This is a genomic window from Desulfovibrio sp. Fe33, assembly GCF_028532725.1.
In the GTDB taxonomy this organism is placed as follows: domain Bacteria; phylum Desulfobacterota; class Desulfovibrionia; order Desulfovibrionales; family Desulfovibrionaceae; genus Pseudodesulfovibrio.
The window spans coordinates 141,963-167,703 of the sequence record NZ_JAQKGU010000005.1; the positions used below are offsets into that span (position 1 = coordinate 141,963).

18 protein-coding genes are annotated in these 25,741 nt (G+C 62.9%); 9 read left to right on the forward strand and 9 right to left on the reverse strand.

All coding sequences use genetic code 11. The annotated features are described in order from the left end of the window. Positions 1-98 precede the first annotated feature (98 nt). The 4 genes from PSN43_RS08930 (at position 99) to PSN43_RS08945 (ending at position 5,304) form a co-directional block, all read left to right on the forward strand. Positions 99-1,523 (forward strand): aminotransferase-like domain-containing protein, encoded by a 1,425-nt coding sequence (locus PSN43_RS08930; RefSeq protein WP_272700372.1) that lies wholly within the window; start codon positions 99-101, stop codon positions 1,521-1,523. A gap of 79 nt (positions 1,524-1,602) precedes the next feature. Then, complete coding sequence (gene rarD / locus PSN43_RS08935) at positions 1,603-2,526, forward strand: EamA family transporter RarD (RefSeq protein WP_272700373.1); 924 nt, start codon at positions 1,603-1,605, stop codon at positions 2,524-2,526. Between the two features lie 283 nt (positions 2,527-2,809). Then, positions 2,810-3,232: a response regulator gene (locus PSN43_RS08940; protein ID WP_272700374.1), complete on the forward strand. Its 423-nt coding sequence runs from the start codon at positions 2,810-2,812 to the stop codon at positions 3,230-3,232. After that, entirely contained in the window at positions 3,229-5,304 is a 2,076-nt protein-coding gene (locus tag PSN43_RS08945; protein WP_272700375.1) for an ATP-binding protein, read from the forward strand. The genes PSN43_RS08940 and PSN43_RS08945 overlap by 4 nt, the downstream gene beginning before the upstream one ends. 179 nt (positions 5,305-5,483) lie before the next feature. On the opposite strand, the gene PSN43_RS08950 is transcribed toward PSN43_RS08945, so the two are convergent. From PSN43_RS08950 to PSN43_RS08965, 4 genes are all read right to left on the reverse strand, one after another. After that, entirely contained in the window at positions 5,484-6,500 is a 1,017-nt protein-coding gene (locus PSN43_RS08950; protein WP_272700376.1) for an electron transfer flavoprotein subunit alpha/FixB family protein, read from the reverse strand. Positions 6,501-6,511: 11 nt separating this feature from the next. After that, positions 6,512-7,321: an electron transfer flavoprotein subunit beta/FixA family protein gene (locus PSN43_RS08955; RefSeq protein WP_272700377.1), complete on the reverse strand. Its 810-nt coding sequence runs from the start codon at positions 7,319-7,321 to the stop codon at positions 6,512-6,514. Between the two features lie 594 nt (positions 7,322-7,915). Further along, complete coding sequence (locus PSN43_RS08960; RefSeq protein ID WP_272700378.1) at positions 7,916-9,757, reverse strand: 4Fe-4S ferredoxin; 1,842 nt, start codon at positions 9,755-9,757, stop codon at positions 7,916-7,918. Between the two features lie 351 nt (positions 9,758-10,108). Further along, complete coding sequence (locus PSN43_RS08965; RefSeq protein WP_272700379.1) at positions 10,109-12,265, reverse strand: acyl-CoA dehydrogenase family protein; 2,157 nt, start codon at positions 12,263-12,265, stop codon at positions 10,109-10,111. Positions 12,266-12,539: 274 nt separating this feature from the next. Between PSN43_RS08965 and PSN43_RS08970 the strand changes: the two genes are divergently transcribed. The 3 genes from PSN43_RS08970 (at position 12,540) to PSN43_RS08980 (ending at position 18,540) form a co-directional block, all read left to right on the forward strand. Further along, on the forward strand, positions 12,540-16,370 hold the full coding sequence (locus PSN43_RS08970; RefSeq protein ID WP_272700380.1) for a class I adenylate cyclase: 3,831 nt from the start codon (positions 12,540-12,542) through the stop codon (positions 16,368-16,370). Then, positions 16,346-16,666, forward strand: coding sequence for an antibiotic biosynthesis monooxygenase family protein (locus PSN43_RS08975; protein ID WP_272700381.1), 321 nt, complete (start codon positions 16,346-16,348; stop codon positions 16,664-16,666). The genes PSN43_RS08970 and PSN43_RS08975 overlap by 25 nt, the downstream gene beginning before the upstream one ends. A 176-nt stretch (positions 16,667-16,842) precedes the next feature. Beyond that, positions 16,843-18,540: a Na+/H+ antiporter NhaC family protein gene (locus PSN43_RS08980; protein ID WP_272700382.1), complete on the forward strand. Its 1,698-nt coding sequence runs from the start codon at positions 16,843-16,845 to the stop codon at positions 18,538-18,540. Positions 18,541-18,617: 77 nt separating this feature from the next. Here PSN43_RS08980 and PSN43_RS08985 read toward each other — a convergent pair whose 3' ends face one another. The 4 genes from PSN43_RS08985 to PSN43_RS09000 all read right to left on the reverse strand — a co-directional run bounded on the left by PSN43_RS08985 (position 18,618) and on the right by PSN43_RS09000 (position 21,718). Continuing rightward, complete coding sequence (locus PSN43_RS08985) at positions 18,618-19,097, reverse strand: GNAT family N-acetyltransferase (RefSeq protein WP_272700383.1); 480 nt, start codon at positions 19,095-19,097, stop codon at positions 18,618-18,620. Between the two features lie 2 nt (positions 19,098-19,099). Beyond that, positions 19,100-19,939, reverse strand: a complete 840-nt coding sequence (locus tag PSN43_RS08990) for a DNA polymerase III subunit delta' (protein WP_272700384.1) — start codon at positions 19,937-19,939, stop codon at positions 19,100-19,102. A 12-nt stretch (positions 19,940-19,951) separates the two neighbouring features. Further along, positions 19,952-21,214, reverse strand: coding sequence for an adenylosuccinate synthase (locus PSN43_RS08995; protein WP_272700385.1), 1,263 nt, complete (start codon positions 21,212-21,214; stop codon positions 19,952-19,954). 111 nt (positions 21,215-21,325) lie between these two features. Further along, entirely contained in the window at positions 21,326-21,718 is a 393-nt protein-coding gene (locus tag PSN43_RS09000) for a hypothetical protein (protein WP_272700386.1), read from the reverse strand. Positions 21,719-21,959: 241 nt separating this feature from the next. Between PSN43_RS09000 and PSN43_RS09005 the strand changes: the two genes are divergently transcribed. Continuing rightward, the gene (locus tag PSN43_RS09005) at positions 21,960-23,234 is read left to right on the forward strand and encodes an IMP cyclohydrolase (protein WP_272700387.1); all 1,275 of its coding nucleotides are present in this window, start codon (positions 21,960-21,962) and stop codon (positions 23,232-23,234) included. A 57-nt stretch (positions 23,235-23,291) separates the two neighbouring features. Here PSN43_RS09005 and PSN43_RS09010 read toward each other — a convergent pair whose 3' ends face one another. Then, positions 23,292-23,588, reverse strand: coding sequence for a SemiSWEET family sugar transporter (locus PSN43_RS09010; RefSeq protein WP_272700388.1), 297 nt, complete (start codon positions 23,586-23,588; stop codon positions 23,292-23,294). A 90-nt stretch (positions 23,589-23,678) separates the two neighbouring features. Between PSN43_RS09010 and PSN43_RS09015 the strand changes: the two genes are divergently transcribed. After that, positions 23,679-25,733, forward strand: coding sequence for a ribonuclease catalytic domain-containing protein (locus PSN43_RS09015; RefSeq protein ID WP_272700389.1), 2,055 nt, complete (start codon positions 23,679-23,681; stop codon positions 25,731-25,733). Positions 25,734-25,741: the final 8 nt, after the last annotated feature.

Genomic DNA, 25,741 nt, shown 5'->3' on the forward strand with positions numbered 1-25,741 from the left:
ATCTGCTGTATCCACGCCTTGCAGTAAAGCGCAAAATCTGTAACCGGTACAGATACAGTTCAAACAAAAATAATACAAAACAGATTCAGGCGATCCCTATGGAGACATACCGCTACCGCACCGTGGAAAAGAACGTCATGGCCATGATCGACGCCGGGGCCCTGGGGCTTGGCGACAAGCTGCCGTCCCTGCGGGGACTGAGCGCCAAGCTGGGCGTTTCGGTATCGACGGTCAACCAGGCCTACCTCGAACTGGAACGCCAGGGGGTCATCGAGGCCCGCGCCAGGTCGGGATTCTTCGTGCGCCGGACCGCCAAACGGCTGCCTCGCACCGAAACCGCGCCCGCCCCCATGGAACGTCCCAGGCCGGTGACGCGCATCGGGCTCATCCAGACGGTGCTGGAATCCGTGGGAGCGGCGGACCGGATCGCCCTTGACGTCATCGCGCCGAGCCCGCAACGCCTGCCCCTGCGGGAACTCGGCCGCATCACTGCGGCCATGGTCCGCGCCGAGCCGGAACGGGCCATGGGATACGCCCCCATTCCCGGCGACCCGCAACTCATCCGCCAGATCGCATACAGGTCCATGGAGTTCGGCATCCCGGTGAAGCCGGACGAACCGATCATCACCGCCGGATGCATGGAGGCCCTGTATCTCTCCCTGCGGTCCGTCTGCCGCCGGGGCGACACCGTGCTCATCCAGTCGCCTACCTATTACTGTTTCCTCCAGCTCCTCGAAACCCTGGGCCTGCGCGCCATCGAAGTGCCGTCCGACCCGGAACGCGGAGTCCTGCCCGATGACCTGGCCCATGCCCTGAAGACCTTCGACATCGCCGCCTGCGTGCTCGCGCCCAACTTCAACAACCCGGACTCCAGCCTGACGCCGGACGACGCCAAGAGGGAAATCGTGAACATGCTGGCCAAGCGGGACATCCCGCTGGTGGAGGACGATGTCTATTCGGACCTGCATTTCGGTGCGAAGCGGCCCGGCACCTTCAAGGAATTCGACACGAAGGGACTGGTCCTGCTCTGCTCCTCCTTCTCCAAAACCATCGCGCCCGGCTTCCGGGTGGGCTGGCTGCTGCCCGGCAGGTTCCGTCAAAAGACCTTGGAGATAAAGGCCACCACCAACGTGTCCAGCTCGGCCCCGGCCCAAATGGCCATCGCCGAGTACCTGCGCCAGGGGCGCATGGAGCGCCATCTGAAAAAACTTCGCTCCGACCTGGAGCGGCAGATGGACGACATGCAGCTCCATCTGGGCCGCCACTTCCCGGCCGGGACCAGAGTGACCCACCCCGAAGGCGGCGCGGTCCTCTGGCTGGAACTGCCGAAATCCGTGGACTCGGTGGAGTTGTTTTTCCAGGCCAGGGCCGTCGGCGTGGGCATCGCCCCCGGAGCCATCTTCTCCACGCGGGACAAGTTCGCCAACTATATCCGCCTGAGTTGCGGCTGTCCTTGGACCGACGAGTTGGAACAGGGCGTGCGAACCCTTGGCGAACTGGCCGGGTCCATGTGCCGCCCCTGACGGGGACTGCCGACATTTCCGGCTTTACCCTGCGGGAATCCGGGCGTATTCTCGCGCTCCGAAGACTCAAGAGGAGACAATGCGCCAAATCGATCCCAAGCAGAAATCATACGGATTCATCGCCGCCCTGGCCGCCTTCCTCGGCTGGGGGCTGCTCCCGGTATACTGGAAATCCCTCGTCACCGTGAATCCATTCGAGATTCTCTGCCACAGGGTGATCTGGTCGCTGGTCTTCATCGCCGTCATCCTGACCATCCGCAAAGGGTGGTCCGAAACCCTCGTTCCGCTCAAGTCGCCGCGCGACCTGCTCATCCTGGCGGCCAGCTCGCTGATGATCGGCGGCAACTGGCTACTCTACATCTGGGCCGTAAACACCGACCACGTGCTGGACACCAGCCTCGGCTACTACATCAACCCGCTGGTCAACATTCTGCTCGGCTTCGCCTTCTTCCGCGAACGCCTGCGCCCGCTGCAAATGGCCGCCATCGGGCTGGCCGCGCTGGGCGTGCTCAATTCCGTCATCAGCCACGGCGAACTGCCATGGATATCCCTGGTCCTGGCCGTAAGCTTCGGCCTGTACGGCCTGCTCAGAAAGATCGCCTCCGTGGAATCCCTGCCCGGGTTGTTCCTCGAAACCATGGTCCTCGGCCCCTTTGCCCTGGCCTACATCCTCTGGCTCCAGGCCCACGGCGCGTCCGCCCTGTTCCATCAGGGGTTCCAGGTGGACCTGCTGCTCCTCGGCGCGGGCGTGGTCACGGCCTCGCCGCTCATCGGCTTCGCCTTCGGAGCGCGACGGTTGCAACTGACAACCCTCGGACTGCTCCAATATCTGGCCCCGTCCATCGCCTTCCTGCTCGGCGTGTTCGTCTACAAGGAGCCGTTCACCACGAGCCACATGGTGACCTTCGCCCTGATCTGGTCCGGGCTGGCCGTCTACACGGCCGAATCGGTGGCGACCATACGAAGCCATCGCCGCATGACGAATTCCGGTCGCGCAGCCTAGTCGATTTTCCCTCTTCGGCCGCAAGCTCAAAAAACCGTTCTTTCGGGGGCTTGCCCATCTCGTTCCATTGGGCTATATATTCAATAATCGGAAGTAGTATCGACATATTCCACTCTGCCCGGGGCGAATCTTGAACAATATACGGAAACGGGCATTCAGGCCGCTATTTCACCCCCCTGAAGCGGCCAACGGCACATTCCGCATTACCGCCACAGACATGGGGTCGGCGACCGGGACGACGCACGGGCTGCGCAAAGCGGGAAAAGAACGATAGGGAGACGGAGTGAACAATCGGCAAACGGCGAATGAGCTCGACCAGCGAGGGAACATCCTTGTTGCGGAAGACTCGGAGAGCAACCAGATGCTGCTCTCGCTGTTCTTCAACAACTCGGGCTACTCCCTGGACTTCGCATGGAACGGACGCGAAGCGGTGGAACTTTTCAAGAGCGGTTCTTACGGCCTGGTGCTCATGGACATATTCATGCCCATCATGGACGGCCTGGACGCCACCCGTGAAATCCGCATATTCGAGCGGGAACAGGGGCTTCGCCCGGTGCCCATCGTGGCCGTATCCGCCAACGCCTTCACCGAGGACCGGCAACGCTCCCTGAAAGCGGGCTGCACCGATTTCCTGGCCAAACCGATTCACAAGGCCCACCTGCTTGAATTCGTAGCCCGTACACTAGGGGGTAGGACTCGGCCATGACCGCCCCCACTCCTCTCCTAAGCATCCTCGAGTTGCAGGAACCGGACGCCGCACTGGCTTGCCGGGCGGGAGGAGCCGAACCGGCCAACGCGCAAATCATCGAAGTCAACCGAACGGCCTGCGCCATGCTCGGTCTGACCCGCCAAGAGATCCTGGGCAGTACTCCGGGCAAGATCATCACCAATTTCTCCGCGCTGACCAAAGACGACTCCCGTTTCGAAACCGGTTCCCGCCGCATTGAGCACACTCTGCGCTCCGACATCGGCAACACGCCTGTGGAAATCCGATCCCACGCCCTCGTCTTCGACGGAGTCCCCCTCTTCATCGTCATGATCCGGGACATCACGCTCAGACGGCAGCGGGAAGGCCTGGCCGACCTGAACGAGCAGCGATTCAGGGCCCTGTACACCATCTCGCGCATGATAAACCGAACCGAGGAGGAAATTCTCGACTACGCCCTGACCCAGTCCGTGCATCTTACCGACAGCCGCATGGGATACATCGGCTTCATGGACGAATACGAGACATTCATTACCCTGCGGCCGTGGTCGATCTCCGGTCCGGACGAATGCACCATTCCCGACAAATCGCGCACCTTCCCCGTCGAGAAGGGGGGCTTGTGGGCCGAAGCGGTACGAAGACGAACGCCCGTCATCATCAACGACTACGCCAACGCCCCGGAGCGACGGGGAGTTCCCGAGGGACACGTTTCCCTATTCCGGCACATGAACGTCCCGGTCATCGACCGCAACCGCATCCAGATACTGGTCGGAGTGGCCAACAAGGACAGCGACTACACCGACTCCGACTCGGTTCAGCTTTCCCTGATAATGGACGGAGTCTGGCAGATCATCCAGCGCAAGCGCATGGAGAAGGAGCTTGTCCGGGCCATGCATGAAGCACGGTTTGCGGACCGGGCAAAAACCCAATTCCTGGCCAACATGAGCCACGAATTACGCACTCCGCTGAACGGCATCATGGGCATGACCCAACTGCTCCTGAATACGGACGGGCTCACGGATGAACAAAAGGAATATCTGAATCTCAGCCTGGAATCGGGCATCCAGCTTTCCCGTGTCCTCTCGTCGCTGCTCGACCTGTCCAGCATCGAAACGGCCGAGGAGAACCTGAACCGAACTGACTTCGACTTGCACGAGACCATCCGTTCCGCCACAGATCTCCTGCGCCCGCAAGCGGAATTGAAGGAGATCGGGCTTGAATGCAGCCTGGACCGCCATCTTCCGGCCATGGTCCACGGCGACGGCGAAAAGTTGCGCCAAATCCTCATCAACCTGGTGCACAACGCCGTGAAATTCACGGAAGAGGGACACGTCACCGTCTCCGCTTGCTCCGAAGCGAGCCGCGACATTCCCGACTTGCTCAAGGTTCGGATATCCGTGGCCGATACCGGCGTCGGCATCCCGGAGGACAAACGGGAGGACATCTTCGAACGTTTCATGCTTGGCGAGGATCTCATGACCAAACGGTACAGCGGCGCCGGTTTGGGGTTGACCATCTCCCGCAGGCTGGCCGAGATCATGGGCGGGACCATCAGTCTCGAGAGCCGTCCCGGCGAAGGCAGCGTCTTCACCCTGTCCCTGCCGTTTTTCGTTGTGTCGAACAAAGCCTACGCTAACTATTCCAGTAAAGAAAACTCCCTGCGCCTGAACATTCTCGTTGCCGATGGCGACGAAATCAGCGCCCTGGCGACCACCCGGCTGCTCAAGGATCAAGGGCACAATGTCTTGGTGGTCACCAACGGTCAGCACGCCATCGACGCCCTGATGCAAGGCGGTTTCGACCTCGTGCTCATGGCCGTCCAAATGCCCATAATCAACGGCATCGAGGTCACGGAAATCATCCGCTCCGGCGCGGCGGAGGGCATTGACGCCGACATCCCCATCGTCGGCCTGACCGTCTTCTCCGGCGAGGCGGAACGCAAGCGTTTCCAGGAAAAGGGAATGAACGAGGTCGTGACCATGCCCTTCAAAGACAACAATCTTCTGGAGGCCATTCTCAACGCGGCCATACGCCACCGTCCGACCTGTCCCTTTCCCGCGCAACGGCCTTGATAAACAGAACCGCCCCGACAACGTCCCAACGCCCCGATCACGCTCGGAATGCGTCTCCGATTTTTTGCCCCTGCTCCGCGACCTTCCGCCGCGATTAGTAATTCCGAACAAACAGGTCCCATGAAAAAGGCCGCACCCGAAAACGGGCGCGGCCTGCGTAATCATCGTTACGACCAGGGTCAGCCGAGCAGTTCGTTGACCTTCGCCATGATGGCGAAGGCATCGCCGACGTAGAGCACGTCGCACTTGCCCTGGGCCCAACCGCAACCGGCGTCCAGGTTAATGGCGCGGCGCTCCTTGATGAAACGCCAGCCGACAACGTGCGGTTCCTCGCCGTGGCAGCAGGAGGACAAGCCCTTGGGATGACGCGGGGTCGCGCCGGTCTGCCCGACCTGATGCATGTGCGTCAGGAAAGAGATGACCTTGCCGCCCTCGCCCGAGATATCCACCAGGGACTTGGACGAGCCGAGGGAGGACTTGGTCGCGTCCAGGAAGGACAGGATGGCTTTCTCGGCATCCTCGACATGAGTGGCGCCGTCGGCCTGTTTCTTGGTCCAGCCGGCACCCGCCACGAAAAGCAGATCGGCGTCCGGACGAATGGTCTGAGCGTCCTCGGAAGCGCACTCCATGCCCGCCACCTTGGTGCGCACAGAGGCGACGTCCACGTCGAGCATTTCCACGCTCGCCGCGCCCGCGCCCGCGCCCTCGAAAGGCTCTGCGCAGCCGGAATCCAGCGTCACGATCCAGGGCCGCTCTTCACGGGAAAGGACGCCTTCCATGCGCTGGCGATAGAACCACCGCTTGGCCACGGGCTTGCCGTCCACAACCTCGAGGTTGGACAGGTGCGTGTCCACGCGGCCGTCCAGGCGAACGGCCAGGCCCGGCAGGGCGCGGCTGAAGCGGGACGTGGCCGGGGCCACCACCATTTCGGCCATACACGTCTTGGCCATGGCCTCGGCGGCGGCAATGTCGGACGCGTAACGGCCGTCGGCGAAGCCGGAACCGGCCACGCCGTAGAACTTCGCGCCGCAGCCGCCGATGGAATCGGCAGCGGCCTGGATGTCCGCGCCGATGAGCCCGACGGCCAGGTCGCAACCCATGTCCCCGGCCAGTTTTACGGCCACGCTCAGCCCCTCAAGGGCGGACTTGTGCAGGGAATTGTCGCATTCGGTGTGTACAAGATACAAAACTGTCATGACGTTCCCCCTTACCCCTTGATCCATTCGACGATTTCCCTGGCCATATCCTCCACCGAGACGTCCTTGACGATACGGGTCTCGCGGCGCTGCTGCGGCAGCTCCACAGAGGAGAACTTCAGGGTGGTGCCGGACAGATCGGCGGGCTTGGCCTGCATCAGGGCGGGCATATTCCGCTGCATGTTCTGCATACCGATCTGCGGATTGTTCGGAGGCTCGGGCAGTTCGCCGGTGGCCCAGCCGAATGCGGCGGGCGCGCCGTCCACAACGGACTTCTGGTATGCGCCGCCCTCCACGCGCTCAAGCACCTCGAGGGAACCGTCGCCGCCCACGGTGAGCTTGTCCACGCCCTGGAACTGCTCGGTCACGCCGAGCATCTCGCCGACCATCTGGATAACCGCGCCAGATCCGCGCGAAGCGGACTGCCAACCGCCGAAGAGCAGCAGCTTGGACTTGTCCAGCCCGGCAATGCCTTCGATGGTCCCGGCCAAAACCTTGGCGGTCTCATACGCATCGGCAAAGCCCGAGGCCGAGCCGTCGGCCACAACAAGCTGGAACGGGACTTTCTGGGCCACGGACATCATGACCTGCTGGAGCTTGGCCTTGGGGCCGAGACTCACCAGCCAGACCTGGCTGCCCGGGTTGGCGGCCGCCAGGTGCGCGGCCTCAAACAACGCGTGCCCGGCCCACGGGTCAAGCACGGCGGGAAGCATCATTTCATTTTTGAGAGACGGCCCGACAGGACCATCCTGGGGCGCGAGGGTCTGGAGCGGATCCGGAACGATGGAACCGCAGACCACGATGTGGAATTCACTACCCATTCATTGTTCTCCTTAAATTAGCGGCGGCAATCGCATTTCTCATGCCGTCCATTTTCCGCCTTCGGCGAATTTTGCCTCCGGCGGCCAGAGAACCTTTTGAAAAAGGGTTCTCTGGACTCTCCAAAACTTTTTAGCGCCGCTTCGCGGGATGTGTCCGCGAAAAGACGGCCTTATCAATGAACCAATTCGCCGAAGGCGGCGGGATTCCGGCGGCCGCAGGGAGAATGCCTCCGGCGGCCGGAGAACCTTTTGAAAAAGGGTTCTCTGGACTCTCCAAAACTTTTTAACGCCGCTTCGCGGGGTGTGTCCGCGAAAAGACGGCCTTATCAATGAACCAATTCGCCGAAGGCGGCGGGATTCCAGTGGCCGCTGGGAGAATGCCTCCGGCGGCCAAAGAACCTTTTGAAAAAGGTTCTCTGGACTCTCCAAAACTTTTTAGCGCCGCTTCGCGGGGTGTGTCCGCGAAAAGGCGGCCTTATCAATGAACCAATTCGCCGAAGGCGACAATGGGGTTCCAAGGGGTCATAGCCCCTTGGCCGCCGGAGGCGAAATCACCCGACCTGTCCGCCGAAGGCGGTCCGTTCTTTTCCTATCCTAATTCTCCACGGAATGCAGCCCGCCGGAACCGGCCATGAACTTGACGTTGGTCCGCTCACGATCCTGGGGATCGGACTTGCTGCAATTCCACATGCACGCGCCGCAGTGAATACACTTCTCCCGGTCGAAAAGCGGTGTGCCGCCCTCGGGATTGGCGTAAATGGCCTGTCCCGAACACGCCTCCACACAAACCTGCTCGCGGCAGGCGGAACAGATGATCGGGTCGGCGAAACGCACGTGGTCTCCGTAGCCGGGATTGGCCTGCACCTTGCCGCCCATGAGCAGGGCGTCCTGGTGGGAGACCAGAAGCTGCCCGTCCAGCGGGATTTCGGGCCAGCCTGCGCGGTTCATGAGCGCGTCGTGCAGGCTCGCTCCCTTCTTGGCGCATTCTGCGCGGATATCGGCGATTTCGCCCGCCGGGATCACGTCCCGGTAGTAGTCCTCGACGCTCGGGATGCGCTCCTGAGGCTTGAGCGCCTGTCCCGGCATATTCAGGAGTCCGTTGGTGAGGCCGCTCAACCCCATGCCGAGGAAACCGGACAACACGGACTTGGTGAAGCCGTCGCGAGATTTCTTGGCCACTTCGGCCTCTTTCTCGACCCAGGAGGCGCGGCGGCGGGAGACATAGGTGTTCTCCAGGTTTTCCTTGGTGAACCCGCGGCCGCTTTTGAGCAGTTCCAACACGGCCTCGCCCAATTGGACGCCCGTGGCCCACGCCTCGTCGACGCCCGCTCCGATGAGCACGTTGGTGGAGCCGGAGCCCTCGCCGATGCGTGCGAAACCGTCGCCGCAGAGAATGGGCTCGCCACGCTTGCCCGACTCGTTCAGGGATTTGGCCCCCCATGAGCGCAGAGTGCCCCCCTGAAGCCGCTTCCACAGGTACGGGTGCAGCATCCAATGCTGCATGTAACGGTAGGCCGTGCGCACGGGATTGTCGAACCAGGACGGCACGAAAATGCCGAGGCTGGCGACATTGTCGGGGTAAACGTACAGAAAACCGAAAATTTCGGGTTCGGGATAGCCGATGGTGTGCAGCACGGTGCCGGGCTGCCAGTCGCACCCCTCGGGCAATTCCACCACGCACTTCATGCCCACGGCCCACTCGCGCTGGTGATTGTCGCCGGGCATTCCGAGCTTGCGGTTAAGCGTCTGCCCCACCGCGCCCACCGGGCCGTCGGCGACCACGGTCAGGGCGGCCTTCATGTCCATACCGGGCATATAGCCCGCGCCCGGAGTGCCGTCCTTGTCCACGCCCTGGTCGGCCATGCGCACGCCCTTGACGGCCCGACCTTCCACGAGGGGTTCGGCCACGGGGCTGGACGGCCAGATCTGTGCCATCCCGGTGCCCATCAGATTCGCGCCCACCCACTGGTTGAACTGGCCGATGGAAAAGGCCAGCCCCGGATGTTTTTCCAGAAACGGCGGAATGTACGGCAGCTCGTAGGCGCCGTCCTTCATCCACCGGCCGAGGGCCTTGTCCGCCAGTTTGAACAGCTTCGGCCTGCGGCTCGCGCCCACGGGGTCGCCGAGGTACAAGATCTTCTCTTCCCTGACCTCGCAGGCCATGGGAATCTGCGACAGGTCCAGATCGGGGAAACTCGCCTTGATGGCGCGGCCTTTGGTGACCACGCCCGAAACGCCGAAACCGATATCGTCGGCGCGCTCGTAGCAGATGACCTGCGGCGGCATTCCAGGCATGACCTTGCTTTCAACCGCAGGCGTGCCGTCCTCGTTCATCAGGCCGCGCGTCAGGGTCGTCAGGAACCCGCCCGCGGCAGGGCCGAAGCCCACGCATACAATGTCCGTTTCCATCTCGACACGCGGCGTTTCGTCGCTCATTGGGTGCCTCCGGCGGCCGGGGGAAGGGGAGAGGGGCCCCCTTTGAAAAGGGCTTCCCCTCTCCCCTTCTCCCGGACCCCATCCCCTTTCCTCCCCTGAATTTTTTAGCCGCTTCGCGGATAAGCCGGGGAGTGTGTCGGGCGCGCCCCTTTCCGGTGCGCCTGCGGGGTGGTTTGGGTTGAAGTTTGAATAGTTCAAAGCGCGGGATTCATACCCGCGCTCTCAGCGCCGCCCGTATCATATATGAATGTCCCCTTCCCTTCCAGACGGCGCGACGGAAAAAGAGCGGAAGGAAGAACACGAGAGGGAAACCTTTTGAAAAGGCTTCCCTCTCGCTTTTTGCTATCTTTCTTAGCCCTGCGGATAGTCGAGGGCTTCGGGAATCATGACCTCGGCAAGGGCGTTGCCCGCGCGGTCCTTGGCCAGCCGGGAACCGGCCAGGCACATGTCCACGGTAGCCTTGAGCTCGCGGAAATGGACAAGGTCCGGACGCGCGCACTTGGACTGGTCGCCCAGAGTGCCGTCCTCGGCACATTCGCCCTTGGGCTCGCACTTCTCGGCGATGCCGCCGTCCGGGGTCGGACAATGGTTCCAGTTGAAGCCGTAGACCAGTTCGGAACAGATGCGGGCGACTTCTCCGGCGGCGCGTGCGGCCTGGACGTGGCACAGGTCCTTGTAGAACCCGACCAGGTCATCGAGGCCCTCGGCCAGAATCGGGGACATGGGGCCTTTCTCCATGAGCTCCATGACATCGCAGGCCAGGAAGTAGGGGCCGAGAATCCAGCCCAGCGCGTCGGCCATGGCGAAGGTAACGCCCTGCCGCTTGTTATGATACAGCTTCCTGCCGTTCTCGTCCTTGGCCTCCTGCAAGTGGGCCAGGGTCCACAGCCACAGCTCCATGGCCGAGGCCAGCACATAGCCGCCAAGACCGGGAACGTCCCTGCCCGCGCGACGCATCTGCGCGATCCAGTTTTCCATGATGCAGCCGAAGATATCGGAGGTCATGGTCATGGTCAGGTGGCGGCGCTGCACGGCCTCGGGGCCTTCGTAGGTGGCTTCGAGCTGGCAGTCGGTCCACTTCTGCATGAGGAAGCCGGGGCAATCCTCGGTGATGCCGTAACCGCCGACCAAAGCCACGGCCTCGCGCATCTTGTTCGCGCCCTCGCCCGTGTTCCAGAGCTTCACGCCCGGGTTGAGGATGCCCGCCAGGGCCTCCATGTAGGCGTACTGAACCAGGGTGTCGTTGGAAAGCTCGTTGTAGCGGGCTTCGTCGCGCTCCCCGGCCGGACCGTATTCCATGGCGATGAATTCACGGACTTGATCGTGGAGCTGGCGCAAGGCGGACATCTGCTTGCGGATGCTCGTCACGCCTTCGGCCTCGAAGTGGGCCTCCTTGGCCTTCTCGATGGGATCGAAACGATCGGCCAGCCGCGCGGCGGCAAAGGCCAGGGAGCAACCGGCCTCGCCGGAAGCCCAGACGTCGACGAGCCGCTGCAGGGCGTCCTCGTTGTTCTGGATGCCCTTGTCGAAACGCGGGGAGCCTTCGTGGCAGGCGTCGCCGCCACGGAAGCGGTTGCGATGATAACGGATGACCGGCTCGACGGCGGAAAGAAGCTTGGCCGAGGTCATCAGGCCCACGGGAATGCGGGTGCGGTGGAAGACCGCGCCGATGATCTCGGAGTGGTTGTACTTGGGCACGATCACGCCGTCGACCACCTCATAGCCGCCGATGATGCGGGAGGCGGGAACCTTGAGGTTCAGGACAGGATCGCGGGTGGAGGAAAGCTGATGGACCATCTTGAGGGTCGGCGCGCCCCGGTCGAACACGCCTTCGTCGCCCTCTTCGAGGATGACCATGAAGGAACCCTTGATGCGCTCGTCGCTGGACTCCACGGCGGCGGTGACGAAGTTGGCGAAGTCCATGTTGGTGATGAACCGGCCGCGCTTGTCGATCCGGAGCATGGGCTCCTCGCCGTCATTCCACTCGGCCACGGACGCCTTGCCGCAAAGCACGCCGGTATCCACGCCCACGTAGGGAAGCGGCTCGGTCAGTGCAAACGCGCCGCGCCAGATTTCCCGGTCCTCGCCCGGCTGGGGCGGAACGCAGGCGGACATGTACTTGTCCCGCTGTTCGGGAGTGCCCTTCTCGTGAATGGGAGCCAGGGCAAGGCAGGAGGCCAGGGAAGAGGTGGCCGCGCCCGCGTCGACCCAGGCCAGCTCGAAGGCGACCAAGGCGAGCGCGAGGTTCTTGGGACCTTCGATGTATCCGCCCTGATGGGGGTCCATGAACAAGGAGGTCAGGCCGGACTGATCGAAGGCGGTCAGGAGGTCGCCCTTCCGCTCGGTCCACTCATGAGTATTGCGCGCCCCTTCGGCGACCAGCTTGGCCACGGTGGAGCGGGCGATGGACCGGGCGCTCTGCACGGACATCTGGATATCGAACCTCTCGGCGAAACGCCACATGATCTGACGGACGTCGTCGCCCGGAAGGGTACGAAGTGTATACATAGGTGTCATCCCTGAAATGTTGATTTTGTACCGGAGTTTTCAGAATCAATAATAGGTGGGGACGATAGGCCATTGTCATGGGTGAGTCAAAATGTTTTTATTCCTTAAACAAGTGTTTCAGCGGCTTCCCGGGCTTTTCAGGCCGTGTTTTCAACCGCTTGAAACACCCTGTTCCGCTCCCCTGAAAATAAGGCCGGGAAAGGGGCCAACAGGGCTTTGACTTCGCCCCGGTTTCCCTGCACTATCGCGCCATCTTACCCAGGCAGCAATGGTGATGAGCCACGACATTCCAAACATACGCACCTTGGCCTCGGCCATAGGCGACCTGGCCGACGGCCCGTCCTTGAACGACGGCCCCGGCATAGGGCGGCTGGCCGAGTCGTTCATGAAGTGGTGCGACCTGACGCCGCGCCCTTCGCAGGCCGAAGCCGTGCCCCAGGGCGAAGCCGTCCTGGCCTTCAATCGGCTGGCATCGGGCTCCAACGACATCCACACGATCCAGACCTGCCTCCACGCCATGACGAGGTCGGGGAGATTCGGGCGGACCCTCTGCGCGCGGTTCATCGAGGGCAGGGATGCGCCGCTTCCCCAACTCGCGCCCAAGGTCGCGTCCTGGCCCGCCACCGAACGGCTGGCCCTGGCGCACGAGATGCTCAAGGATTTTCCCGGCAAAAAGGACAGGGAAACCCTGACCTGGCTGGAAGAGCTGCTCAAGCCGCTCATGGGCACCGATCCCGAGGAACTGGCGCCGTTCGTGGCCCGTCTCGGCGAACAGGGCGACACCCTGGCCTTCCCGGTCAGACAGGCCATTATGAGCGGATTGTTCGGCCGCTGGATCAATTCCCGGCTGACCAACGGGGTCGAGGGGCGGGATCTGGAGCAATTGTGCATGGTCCTCCGGGGCATGGGCGACGCGGCTTACGCCGAAGCCCTGGCCAAAGCCGTAGAGCTGGGCCGCATCAAGGCGAACGTCGCGGTCCTGAGGGCCATCGCGGCCGTGGGCGAAGCGGGCAACAAGACCATTCTCGGCGCGCTCCTCAAAATCCTGCCCGCCGCCGACGTTCCCCTGGCCGGAGCCTGCCTGGAGGCGCTCATAGCCCAGGACCATCCGGGAATAGGCAAGCTGCTGGCTTCGGTCCGCACCCGTATGCCGGGCATCCGCGCGGCCGCCGTGTCGCGCGCTCCGCTGCTCGGCGACATCGGCTTCTTCCAGTATATCGCCTCCCTGCCCGAGGACCGGCGGGCCGCCGCGCAGCTCGAAATACTCGGCGCGCTCAAGGCCATCGCCCCGGACTTCGTCCGCTGCGTCACGGACGATTGCCCGCCCAAGGGGATATTCTCCCCGGACAGGGCCGGGGCCGGACCGCCCGCCGCCCCGCGCCGAGACGCCCTCGAACCACCCAAGACCGGCCTTCTCAAAAGACTCTTCCAACCAAAGCCCCGCACCCTCCAAGCCCTCCTGCCCCGTTCGCGCAACGTCCGCGACATGGACCTTGACCCGTCGACTGTGGACGGCGAACGGCTGGAAAACCGCGAGCTGACCCGGCTCGGCCTGGCCGGTTCCGCCTTTGTCCGCGCCGGCTTCTCCTGCACCCGGGTAGAACGCGTCGACATGTCCGACGGATTGTTCCGGGGCTGCGAAGTGGCAGGCACCCAATTCCGGGAAGTCCGCTTCACCGGCGCGGAGTTCGCCGACACCCGGTTCGAGGACTGCGTATTCACGGACTGCGTCTTCTCCGACGCATTCTTCTCCAACTGCACCTTCGAACGATGCCGCTTCCGGGCCTCGGTCTTCAGCGAAACGGTTTTCCGCGACACCCGGATGACCCGCGCCGACTTCACCCTGTGCGGACTCGCCGGAAGCGCCCTGCACGGCTGCACCCTGCACACCTCCAGGTTCGAGGCGTGCGACTTTTCCTTCACCGAGCTTGTGGGCGACGATTTCCAGGGCGTGGAACTGAGCCGCTGCTGCCTGCACGCCATGTACGTCCGGGACTGCATCCTGGCGTCAATGGAACTGCCCGGATCGCCTGTCACCAGGTCCATCATCAAGAACTCGGACGCCGCCCACCCTCAATTCCTGGCCAACCGCATCCGCCAGATGACCCTGTTCGCCCGCGAAGTGGAACGTACCGGCGCGCCTTCGGCCGGAGAGGCCGATCCGTTCGCGGTCCAGAGGGTACTCATCGCATGGTCCAGGGAACTGACCTTCATGCGCCGGGAACGGCGTATGCTCGACAACAACCGCCAGCGTATGCACAGGGCGATCGGCACCCTGTCCCACGACCAGCAGACATTTCTGCGTATGCTCCCGCTGCTGCTCGACAGCGACGTCTTCGAACGCCGCTACAACTTCGGCAAGATTCCCGCCTGCCGCGTGTGGGGCTACCATCCCGGCCTGACCGACCTGGAGTTGGTCCGCGAGAGATTGGGCGTCACGCCCGGCCGCCGCACCGGGCCGGAAATCCGCATCCTGGCCGTCTACGCCATGGGCAGCCTGGGAACCGTGGCCCAAACCTCACGCTCCGACCTGGACTGTTGGATCTGCTACGACGGCGACGTGACCATGGCCATGGAGCACGGGCTCAAGCGCAAACTCGACGCCATGGCCCTGTGGGCCAACAGCGAATACGGCCTGGAGGTCCACTTCTACCCGATGCGCATGGACGACGTGCGGGAAAACCGCTTCCTGTCCGGCGACGAGGAAAGCTCGGGCTCGGCCCAGGCGCTGTTGCTCAAGGAGGAATTCTACCGCACCGCGCTCAAGCTGGCGGGCAAGAACATCGCCTGGTGGGTGACTCCGGCGGGGGCGAGCCGCAAAACCTACGAAGCCTGCATCCGAGCCGCCCGGCGCTACCCCCTGTGCGGCAAGCCCAGGCTGGAGGACTTCGGCTACCTGGCGGAAGTGCCGCCGGACGAATATTTCGGCGGCTCGCTCTGGCAGATGGTCAAGGCCGTGCATTCGCCCTTCAAATCCGTGCTCAAGCTGGGCCTGCTGGAAACCTATTCCTCGCCCGGAACGTCCGGCCTGCCCCTGTGCGACCGCATCAAGCGCAATCTCATCCGCAACCGCCAGGGCAAGATGGACACCGACCCGTACACGGCCCTGTTCTCCACCCTGCACGCCTACTACTCGGAACGCGGAGAGAACAACGCGGCCGCCCTGCTCAAGGAGTCTTTCCGACTCAAGGCCAATCTCCCGGACATTCCCCTGTTCATGAACCTGCCCGCGCGCCCCGAGGACGAAAGCCTCATCTCGGTCCTGTTCGGCTCGGGCTATGTGGAACCAGGCAGACTGGCCGAGTCGCACCGTGCCTGGCCCTTCGAAAAGTCCCTGCGCATGGGCGCGCACGTTCGCCGGTACATGGTCGACACCTATCGCCGAATCCAGGAAGGCCTCGCGCCCAAGGGACGGACCAAGGCCCTGGTCAGCCCCGAGGACCTGACGCGCATGGGCCGCCGCATCGCGGCCAACTTCGCGAACAAGAGCCACAAGATCATGCGAGTGCCCTTCATGGACATCCGGGAAAACGGATTCTCCATACTGCACTTCGCGGCGGACAAGACTCAGGGCAAGCCGACCGAATGGACAGTCCGCGGCGGCGAACGGATGGACGCCAAGCAGCCCGCCGAAAATCTTCAAATCCTGCATCGCAACCAGGACCCGGCGCATCTGCTGGCCTGGCTCATGGCCAACCGGATATACCATCCCGACAGCCTGTTGCAGGCCGACCGCTCCATCGCGCCCATGGCGTTGACGGACCTCCAGCACCTCATGGCCGCCCTGCACGATTTCTTCCCCTTCGCCGAGACCTTCGAGCCGGACATCAACGAAGGCCTGCGCTCCGAAGAGGTCAACCGGGCCTTCTTCATCCTCAACCTGACCGACCCGCCTGAAACCGGGCGTATCGAGCAGGTAGCCGTGATCTACTCCACCAACTGGGGCGAGATGTTCTGCCGGACCTTCCCCCGGCCCGGACAACTCCTGGAGCACAACCCGACCGTGTTCCTGTCCGAAAAAATAGATCAATCCATCGCCCTGTCGCCGAAACTGGGAATCTTCACGCCCAAGGGGGCGCAATGCAAACGAATAAGCCTGACCTGACGGCTCCCTGCTACGCGGTGATCTTCACCTCCACGCGCACGGACGCGGACAACGGCTACGCGGAAACCTCCGCGCGGATGCTCGCTCTGGCGCGGTCCATGCCCGGCTTCCTGGGGGTCGACTCCGCCCGCGAGGAAATCGGCGTGACCGTCTCCTACTGGGAAAGCCTGGAAGCCATCCGCGCCTGGAAAGAGCACCCTGAGCATCGCGCCGCCCGGGAACGCGGACGGCGGGAGTGGTACGCATCCTTCACCGCCCGCATCTGTCGGGTGGAACGCACTGAAATCTTCCCCTGATTTCTCGCACCCATTCAATTTTTCTACAATTCATCCGGTTGTCGATATGCTCACCCATCGACAAAACCCGCTGAATGATATATGCCTCCACACCGTCGTTACCGCATAGTCTTTTGTTTTTTGTACCGATTTCGGTCTTTTTCGCACCTCAACGAGCTATTTTCAAAGGGAAGTTCATGCGCAAACCACTCATTCTGGCGGCCGTCTGCCTGGCAGCCGCATTCATGCCGGACCAGGCCTCGGCCGCCGACGCGGCCGCAGCCGCCGACAACGCCCTACAATGGGGCGCCCTGACCCTGATTCCGCCCCTGCTGGCCATCATCCTGGCCTTCGCCAGCAAGAACGTCGTCCTGTCCCTGTTCATCGGCGTCTTCTCCGGCTGCTTCATGCTCGAACTGAAAGGCTTCGACGTCTACCACGCGATGGTCGGCGGCTTCCTGCACCTTTCCGGTCAGGTCCTTTCCTCCCTGGCCGATCCCTGGGATGCGGGCATCGTGCTCCAGGTTCTGGCCATCGGCGGCCTCATCGCGCTGATCTCCAAGATGGGCGGCGCCACAGCCATCGCCGGAGCCATCTCCCGCTGGGCCAAAACTCCCCGCTCCTCCCAGTTGGCGGCCTGGGTCATGGGTCTTTTCATCTTTTTCGACGACTACGCCAACTCCCTGACCGTCGGCCCGATCATGCGTCCGGTCACTGACCGCCTGCGCATCTCCCGCGAAAAACTGGCCTTCATCATCGACGCCACCGCCGCGCCCATCGCGGGCATCGCGCTGATCTCCACCTGGGTCGCCTACGAAGTCGGCCTGATCCGGGACGGCTACCAGGCCATCGGCCTGAGCGGCAACGCCTACGGCATCTTTGTGCAGACCATCCCCTACCGCTTCTACAACATCTACATCCTGCTTTTCATTCTCATTGCCGTATGGTTCAAGCGGGACTTCGGCCCCATGTACAAGGCCGAGATACGCGCCCGCAAAGAAGGCAAGGTCATCGCCGACAACGCCGTGCCCATGGCCTCCGAGGAAGCCACCACCCTTGAACCGGCCTCCCACGTCAAGCCGTCCGTTTGGAGCGCCATCCTGCCCATCGGCACTCTCATGGTCGCCGCATTCCTCGGCTTCTACTTCAACGGCTATCAGGCCATCGACGACCCGGAAGTGCTGGCTTCCGTCAACGCCTCGCCCCTGAGCTTCACCGCCATGCGCACCTGCTTCGGCGCTTCCGACGCCTCGGTGGTTCTCTTCCAGGCGGCTCTCCTCGCCTCCCTGGTCGCCATCGGCATGGCCGTCAGCAAAAAGATCATGCCGCTGAAGGAAGCCATCGAAACCTTCGTCACCGGCATCAAATCCATGAACATCACGGCGGTCATCCTGCTCCTGGCATGGTCCCTGTCCGGCGTCATGAAGGAGCTGGGCACCGCCACCTATCTGGTCGGCGCGCTGTCCGAGACCTTGCCCGCCTACCTGCTCCCGTCCATCATCTTCATCCTGGGCTCGATCATCTCGTTCGCCACGGGCACCTCGTACGGAACCATGGGCATCCTCATGCCCCTGACCATTCCGCTGGCCTTCGCCCTGAACCCGTCCCCGGAGTTCGTGATCCTTTCCGTGGGCTCGGTGCTGACCGGCGCTATCTTCGGCGACCACTGCTCGCCCATCTCGGACACCACCATCCTGTCCTCCATGGGAGCGGGCTGCGACCACATCGACCACGTCCGCACCCAGCTGACCTACTCCGTGACCGTGGCCGCGCTGGCCATCCTCACCGGCTACCTCCCGGCCGGTCTCGGACTGCCCGTCAGCCTGACCCTGCCGCTGGGCATCCTGGCCACGGCCCTGGTCATCCGCTTCGTCGGACGCAAGGTGGACGACTAAACCCCATCGCCAACGCAAACAAAAACGCCCGGATCGATTCAACGATCCGGGCGTTTTTCGTTGCGCTCGCAAAGACGCTAAAAACGATGGCGGTAATATTTCACGTCCACATCCATGAGCGGCACCAAATCCGGCACCTCCTCCCTGGCGATCTCGGTGAAACCTGATTTTTCGTAAAAACGATGGGCAGCGTGGTAGACGTCAACGGTGCCGAGGTATATCTCGCGGACGCCCCTTTCCCGCGCGTGGTCGAGCAGGGTCCGCATGAGCGTCGCGGCAATGCCGCGCTCCCTGCCCCGGAACGCCTGCTTCACGAACATCTTGCGCAGGGCGCAAATGCCGCCCCCCACATCCTTGAGGGCGATGGTCCCCACAAGCTCCCCGTCCTCGAACGCGAGCCAGAAATTGCCCGCGCCCTGCTGGTAAAATTCGGGAATGCGCCGCAAGTCCGGCTGTTGCTCAGCCGAAGTGGCCACGCCGAACTCGGCAATCTGAATGGTGGTGATGAGCTCGACGATCGCGTCGGAGTCGTGCCCGTCGAATGGAACGATGCGCATGACTACACCATGCGGGTGGCGACCCAGTCCAGAACCATGGTCGGGTTGACCGGAACCTGGGTATTCAGGGCGTCCTGGGCCTGATCCAGAACCAGCCCGATACGCCGCAGGTCCGCCGGACCGTACGCCCGGGCCATGCCCGCCGAAAGCGGCGTGCCGCAGGAGCCGGACAAGGCCTCGCGCAGCTCGCGCTGCATACCGAGGACAACAGCCATGGCCAAATCGCGGTCCACTGCGCCGCGCACCTGCGTCCGTTCGAACCACCCCTGGCGCGTCTGCCAGAACTTCACCAGAGCCGAGGTCCACTCCGTCACTTCGGGCGTATTCTCACGCACGTCGGGCCACGCCAGAGTCACTACCCAGGAACGGGAGACCAGGGTTTCCAGAAGCCGCTCGCGCTGAGGCGCAGCCAGGACGAACACGTTGCCCGGCCTCGGCTCCTCCAGCGACTTGAGCAGGGCGTTGGCCGCCTCGGTCATGAACATCTGGGCTTCGGCGAAGATGCTCACGCGGTAGCCGTCGCCATTGGGCGGCTGGCCCCACGTGGAACGCTTCTCGCGCACGGACTCAACCTTGATGAGCCCTTCGCGTCCGTCGAAGAAAAAGAGATCGTTGAAGGCCAGATCGGCGATCTGCCGACAGGCGGCGCAATGGCAGCACGGCTCACCGCCGCCTTCGCAATTGAGCCGCATGGCCCAATACAGGGCGAGGGCGACGCGGGATTCCGCGTCGCCCCCCTCGATAACTATGGATTGGGGCGGGTCATGGGCGATGGCGTTGAGACGCCTGACCGCGTGCTCCTGCCCCTCAAGGCGGGCCAGCAGGTCTTCGCACAGCGTCATGCCCTGCGCCTCCTAGAAGGTCTGCACTCTGTCCGGGCCGACCGACACGATACCGATCTTGACGCCGGTGATTTCCTCGATCCGCCGGAGATACTTGACCGCGTTCTCGGGCAGGTCATCCCAGCCGCGCGCGCCGGTGATGTCCTCGTCCCAGCCGGGCAGGGTCTCGAAGACCGGGGTGACGTGCGCCATGCCGTTTTGTTCCTGGGGCGGGTAGGCGATGGTCTCGCCGTTATACTCGTAGGCCACGCAGAGCTTGACTTCCTTCAGGCCGGACAGGACGTCCAGCTTGGTGATGGCCAGCTCGGTGGGGCCGTTCAGCCGGGCGGATTCCTTGAGCACGACCAGATCGAGCCAGCCGCAACGGCGCTTGCGCCCGGTGGTGGCGCCGAACTCGTGGCCGTTGCTCTGCAGGTACTCGCCGTCGGCGTCGAGCAGCTCCGTGGGGAACGGGCCGCTGCCCACGCGGGTGGTGTACGCCTTGACGATGGCGATGATTCGATCCAACTCGCGCGGCGAACAGCCGGAACCGGAGGCCGCGTTGGCGGTGACCGTGTTGGAGGAGGTCACGAAGGGATAGGTGCCGTGGTCGATGTCCAAATGGGTGCCCTGCGCGCCTTCGAACAGGACGCAATCGGCATCCTGGATGGCGGAAGACACGTCGCCGAGATACGGCACGAGCCGCTCGGCCACGGGCAGGACCTCGTCGAAGACCGCCTGTGCGTCCATGGGTTCGGCGCCGTACAGGTGTTGGAAAAGCACGTTCTTTTCTTCAAGGGCCGTGGCGATCTTTTCGCGGAGCAGCTCGGGATCGGCGAAATCACCGGCCCGGATGCCGCAACGGTGCATCTTGTCTTCGTAGCACGGGCCAATGCCCCGGCCGGTGGTGCCGATCCTGCCGTCATCGGAACGGGAGGACTCGCGAGCCGAATCCATGAGCCGATGGTAAGGCATGATGATATGGGTCTTCTTGCTTATCATCACGCGACCGGCGGAAACGTCCACACCCTTGGCGGCGAGCTTGTCCAGCTCCTCGCAGAACACGAACGGGTCCAGGACCACGCCGTTGCCGATGAGGCACTGCTTGCCGGGGTGCAGGATACCGGAAGGAATCAGGTGCAGGATGCACTGCTCGCCGTCGACCACCAGGGTATGCCCGGCGTTGTTGCCGCCCTGAAAACGGACGATGGCGTCCGCCTTCTCGGCCAGCATGTCGACGACCTTGCCTTTACCTTCGTCTCCCCACTGGGAACCGAAAACCACCATATTGGACATTGTTAGCTCCTTGAAATACCGGAATTCCGGACCCCGGATTGGAATGCGCGCACAAACGGTTATATCCCGTAAATATAAATGGGGGCCCGTGTCAACCGGCCAGCGCGTCGTTTACTTGTTGTTCTTGGGCGTGAGGGTGAGCAGCTTCCCGCGTCGGTCCTTCTTTTCCGACCCGGATTTGCACGACCCCTTTCCGTCGGCGAACTCGCGAATCTCCGGCTCCGGGAATTTTTCGGGCGCGGTCAGGGCCGCCAGGTCGATCTCCGTCGGCCCGTCTCCGGGCTGGCGGGACTGGGCCCAATTATAATTGAAAAGCTGATTTTTCAGACGGGTGGACTGGATGAGGTTGAACACCAGGACCGATTCCTCCCATCGTTTGGTGGGCTCGAAATTGCGGACCTTCTCCGCGTATTTCTCCCACAGGCTCATGAGCGAGGCCTCATCGTACGCATTGATCTGACGGGCGAGCTTCAAGAGCGCCTTTTCCATGTAGCTTTCTGACATCGATATTCCTTGATTGGTGAAAAAACGCACGCCGGGATGTCCTTCATAACAAACATCTGCACGCCCCGCCATGGCAAAATCACCCTCATCCCCGACAAAAACACGCCGCAGGGCAACGCGGCGGGCGGCTGTCCGGGGCAGGTCTCCCGCGGCCGGGACGGGTGATCCCGCAATCGTTGCCCGCCTCTGGAAGGTGTGTTATGACCGCCCCCTCACACGGCAACAACAGGGAGTCCAACCGATGAGCGATTTGAAAAAAATGTACCATACTTTGCAGCAGGACCCGTTCCCCGCAGACATGAAGCTGACCCTGGGCGACCAGGAGCTGGTCTTCAGGAAGCGGACCTGGGAGATCGACGGCGAGACCAAGGGGTTGCGCTACGGCGAGAACCCGGATCAACCCGCCGCGCTCTACGAGCTGGCCGAGGGACAGCTTGAGGTCGGCGGCGTCAAGTTCATCGGCGCGGGCCAGGGACTGGTTTCCGCCTTGACCGAGGAACACATGCTCCAGGCGGGCAAGCATCCCGGCAAGACCAACCTGACCGACGTGGACAACGCCCTGAACATCCTTCAGTACCTTTCCGCCAAGCCCGCCGCGCTCATCCTCAAGCACAACAACCCCTGCGGCGCAGCCTGGACCGAAGAGGGCGTATCCGTCGCCCTGAAGCGCGCCTTCGAGGCCGACCGCATCGCCGCTTTCGGCGGAGCCGTCGTGGTCAACCGCAAGCTCGATCTGGCCACCGCAGAACTGATAAACTCCGTATATTTCGAAGTCGTGGCCGCTCCCGAATTCGACGCCGATGCCCTTGAAGTGCTCAAGAAGAAAAAGAACCTGCGGATTCTCGAAATCCCGGGCATTTACGAACTTGAGAAGCTGTCCAAAACGCCCTTCCTCGACATCAAGTCCCTTTCCGACGGCGGCATGGTCCTTCAGTTCTCCTTCCGCAACGCGATCCTGGCCGCCGACGATTTCCTTCCGGCCGAAGCCGAGAAGGATGGAAACAGGTTCGTGGCCCGCGCCCCTTCCAGCCAGGAAGCGGACGACCTGCTCTTCGCCTGGGCCGTCGAGGCGGGCGTGACCTCCAACTCGGTCATCTTCGCCCGCGGCGGCGTGACCACCGCCATCGGCACCGGCGAACAGGACCGCGTGGGCTGCGTGCTGCTGGCCGTGACCAAGGCGTACATCAAGTATGCCGACCTGCTGTCCTCCAAGGAACTCGGCAAGTCCCTGTTCGAACTCAAGCTCGCGGCCATCAAGGACCCCGAGATGAAGGCGAAGCTGGAGGACATCGAGAAACGCACCGAAGAAGCGCGCGGCGGCCTGCCCGGCTCCGTGGTCGTATCGGACGGATTCTTCCCGTTCCGCGACGGCGTGGACCTGTGCATGGACCAGGGCGTGACCGCCATCGCACAGCCCGGCGGCTCCATCCGCGATCACGAGGTCATCACCGCCGTGAACGAAGCCACGCCGCAAGTGGCCATGGTCTTCACCGGACAACGCTCCTTCAAACACTAGAGCGCCGGACGAAAATGATGAAATGGGCTTCGCCGGGCAGGAGTTCGGCGAAGCCTTTTATTTGGGACGGCTGTCGAACTCCCTGCGGGACAGTCTGCCGAAAACGAGTTTCATGACCAGGATGAATACGGCCAGGACCCAAGTGACGGCATTGGCCAGAGTAACGGCCAAAGAGCCGATCAGGATACCGTAGACCAACCACAGGGAAACCCCCAGGGTAAGCAGCAGATACATGCGCAGTGAAATATCCGCCACGGAACGGGTCCGCCAAGTGTGCAGGACCTGGGGGAAAAAGGCCAGGGTGGTGCAGCAGCCGGCGAAAACGCCGAGGAGTTCCACAAGATCCATGCGCATGTCTCCCCATTACGCGCTCGGCCTTACCCTGACAACCGTTTCATGCTAAATGGACCGGTAACGCAACCAAAGCAAAGAACTGATTTACATATGGCTAAAACAATCCCGCTCGGCCCCTCGGTCCGCCCCGGCATGGTGGTGGAATTCATGCACGGCGACCAACCCCAGCTCGCCTGGGTGCTGGAGGAGTCCTCCGGCAAGCTCCGCCTGTTGACCATCAACAAGCGTGAAATAAAGCTGCCCACTCCGCGCCTTTTGCCTTGGCAGGGGCCGCTGCTGTCCGCCGACGCAACGCGCCAGGACATCCAGAACATTCTCAATGAACGCCAGGAGGCGCGCGGGGAGATTCAGGCGGGGCTCAACGTCATGGAGCTATGGGAACTGGCCCAGGGCGAACTGGAATCCGCCCCCCTGACCTGGTTCGCTGATCTCGTGTGGGATGAATGGGACGCGGACCATCTGGCCGCCCTGGGCAGGGCCATGCTTCAGGCCAAGACGCATTTCAAATTCCGGCCGCCCGTTTTCGAAATCTGGTCCGCCGAAAAAGTCGAGCAAAAGCTCAGGCTGCAAGCCGAGGAAAAGGAACGGGAGGCCATCACCGCCGCGGGTCAGACCCTGCTCGGCGAACTTTGGGGAGCCTACAGCCAGGGCCGCAAGCCCCGCCTGCCCGAAATCGCCCCGGACCTTGCCAAAGGACTGTCCCGCATTCTCAGGGGCAAGGTGGGCGAAACCCTGGACGAAAACGACCGAAAGATATGGACGGCCATATCCAAGGGATTGCCCGACACCCCGCATCTGGCGCTGCTCCTGGCCCAGACCTGGTCCATCCTGCCGGTCCATCACAACTATCACCTGGACGAGGCCGAATACGACTGGGGCAACGACTGGTCGGAATCCTTTTCCATAGATATCGAACAGATAAAAGAACGCTTTTCCAATCAGACAGAACCTTCCGAGATAGAAGACCTGGTCTCCATCGACGCCAGCACCACCCGGGACATCGACGACGCCTTCCGCATAGAGAAACACGGCACAGGCTACCGGCTGACCCTCGCCCTGGCCCGGCCGGAATCCCACTGGGACTTCGGCTCGCCGCTGGACAAGGCGGTCCTGCACCGTGCGAGCAGCCTGTATCTTCCCGAAGGCACCAGCCACATGATGCCCGAACAGTTGGGGACCGGCTTGTACTCCCTGCTGGAGGGCGAAGCGCGTCCCGCCCTGGTCACGGACTTCTTCCTGGCGGCCGACGGCTCCCTGGAAAGGGTCGAGCCCCGCACGGCCTGGGTCCGGCTGGCCTCGAACACCACCTATGAGATAACGGACGCGGCCATCCGGGAACGGACGGACGAGTCCCTGATGCTGGCCCATGACCTGGCGACCCGGCTGCTGGAACGGCGGCTGGCTTCCGGCGCGTGCGTCATCCGCAGGCCCGAGCCCATCGTCACCCTGGAGGGCAGCGGCGCACAGACCTCGGTGCAAATCGAGCTCAAGGAGCCCAGCCCCCGCTCCGAACTGGTCATCAGCGAATTCATGATACTTGCCAACGCGGGCCTTGCCCGATGGGCGGCCGAACACGAGGTGCCCCTGCTCCACCGGACGCAGGACATCGCCCTGCCGCCGGAGTCTGCGGGAATTTTCACCGAACCGGCGGAAATCCTGCGCTCGGTGAAACTGCTCCTGCCCCCGACCCTGGAGACCTCGCCCAAACGGCACGCGGCCCTGGGCGTCCCGGCCTACGCGCCCATAACTTCACCCCTGCGGCGGTACACCGATTTTCTGAACATGGCCCAGGTCTGCTCCTTTCTGTCGACCGGCCAACCGCGGCTCGATCGCGAGGAACTGGACCAGATCATTCCCCACCTGAATATGCGTATCCAGGCCGTGGGGGCGGTGCAACGGTTCCGGCCCAGATACTGGAAGCTGGTCTACCTGGCCAAACGCCGCCGCGAATTCCAACCCGCCGTACTCGTGGACGAGGCCGGGCCCATGGCCACCCTGGCCATGCCGCATCTTCAGGTCAATGTTCGCGCGCCGAAGAAGATGCTTGGAGACAAGCTCTATCCCGGGCAGAAATTCCTCATCAACTTCTCGCGCATCGATCCGCTGAACAACGAAATCAGACTGAGCGAAGCCCTGGAAGAGTAGCCGCGGCT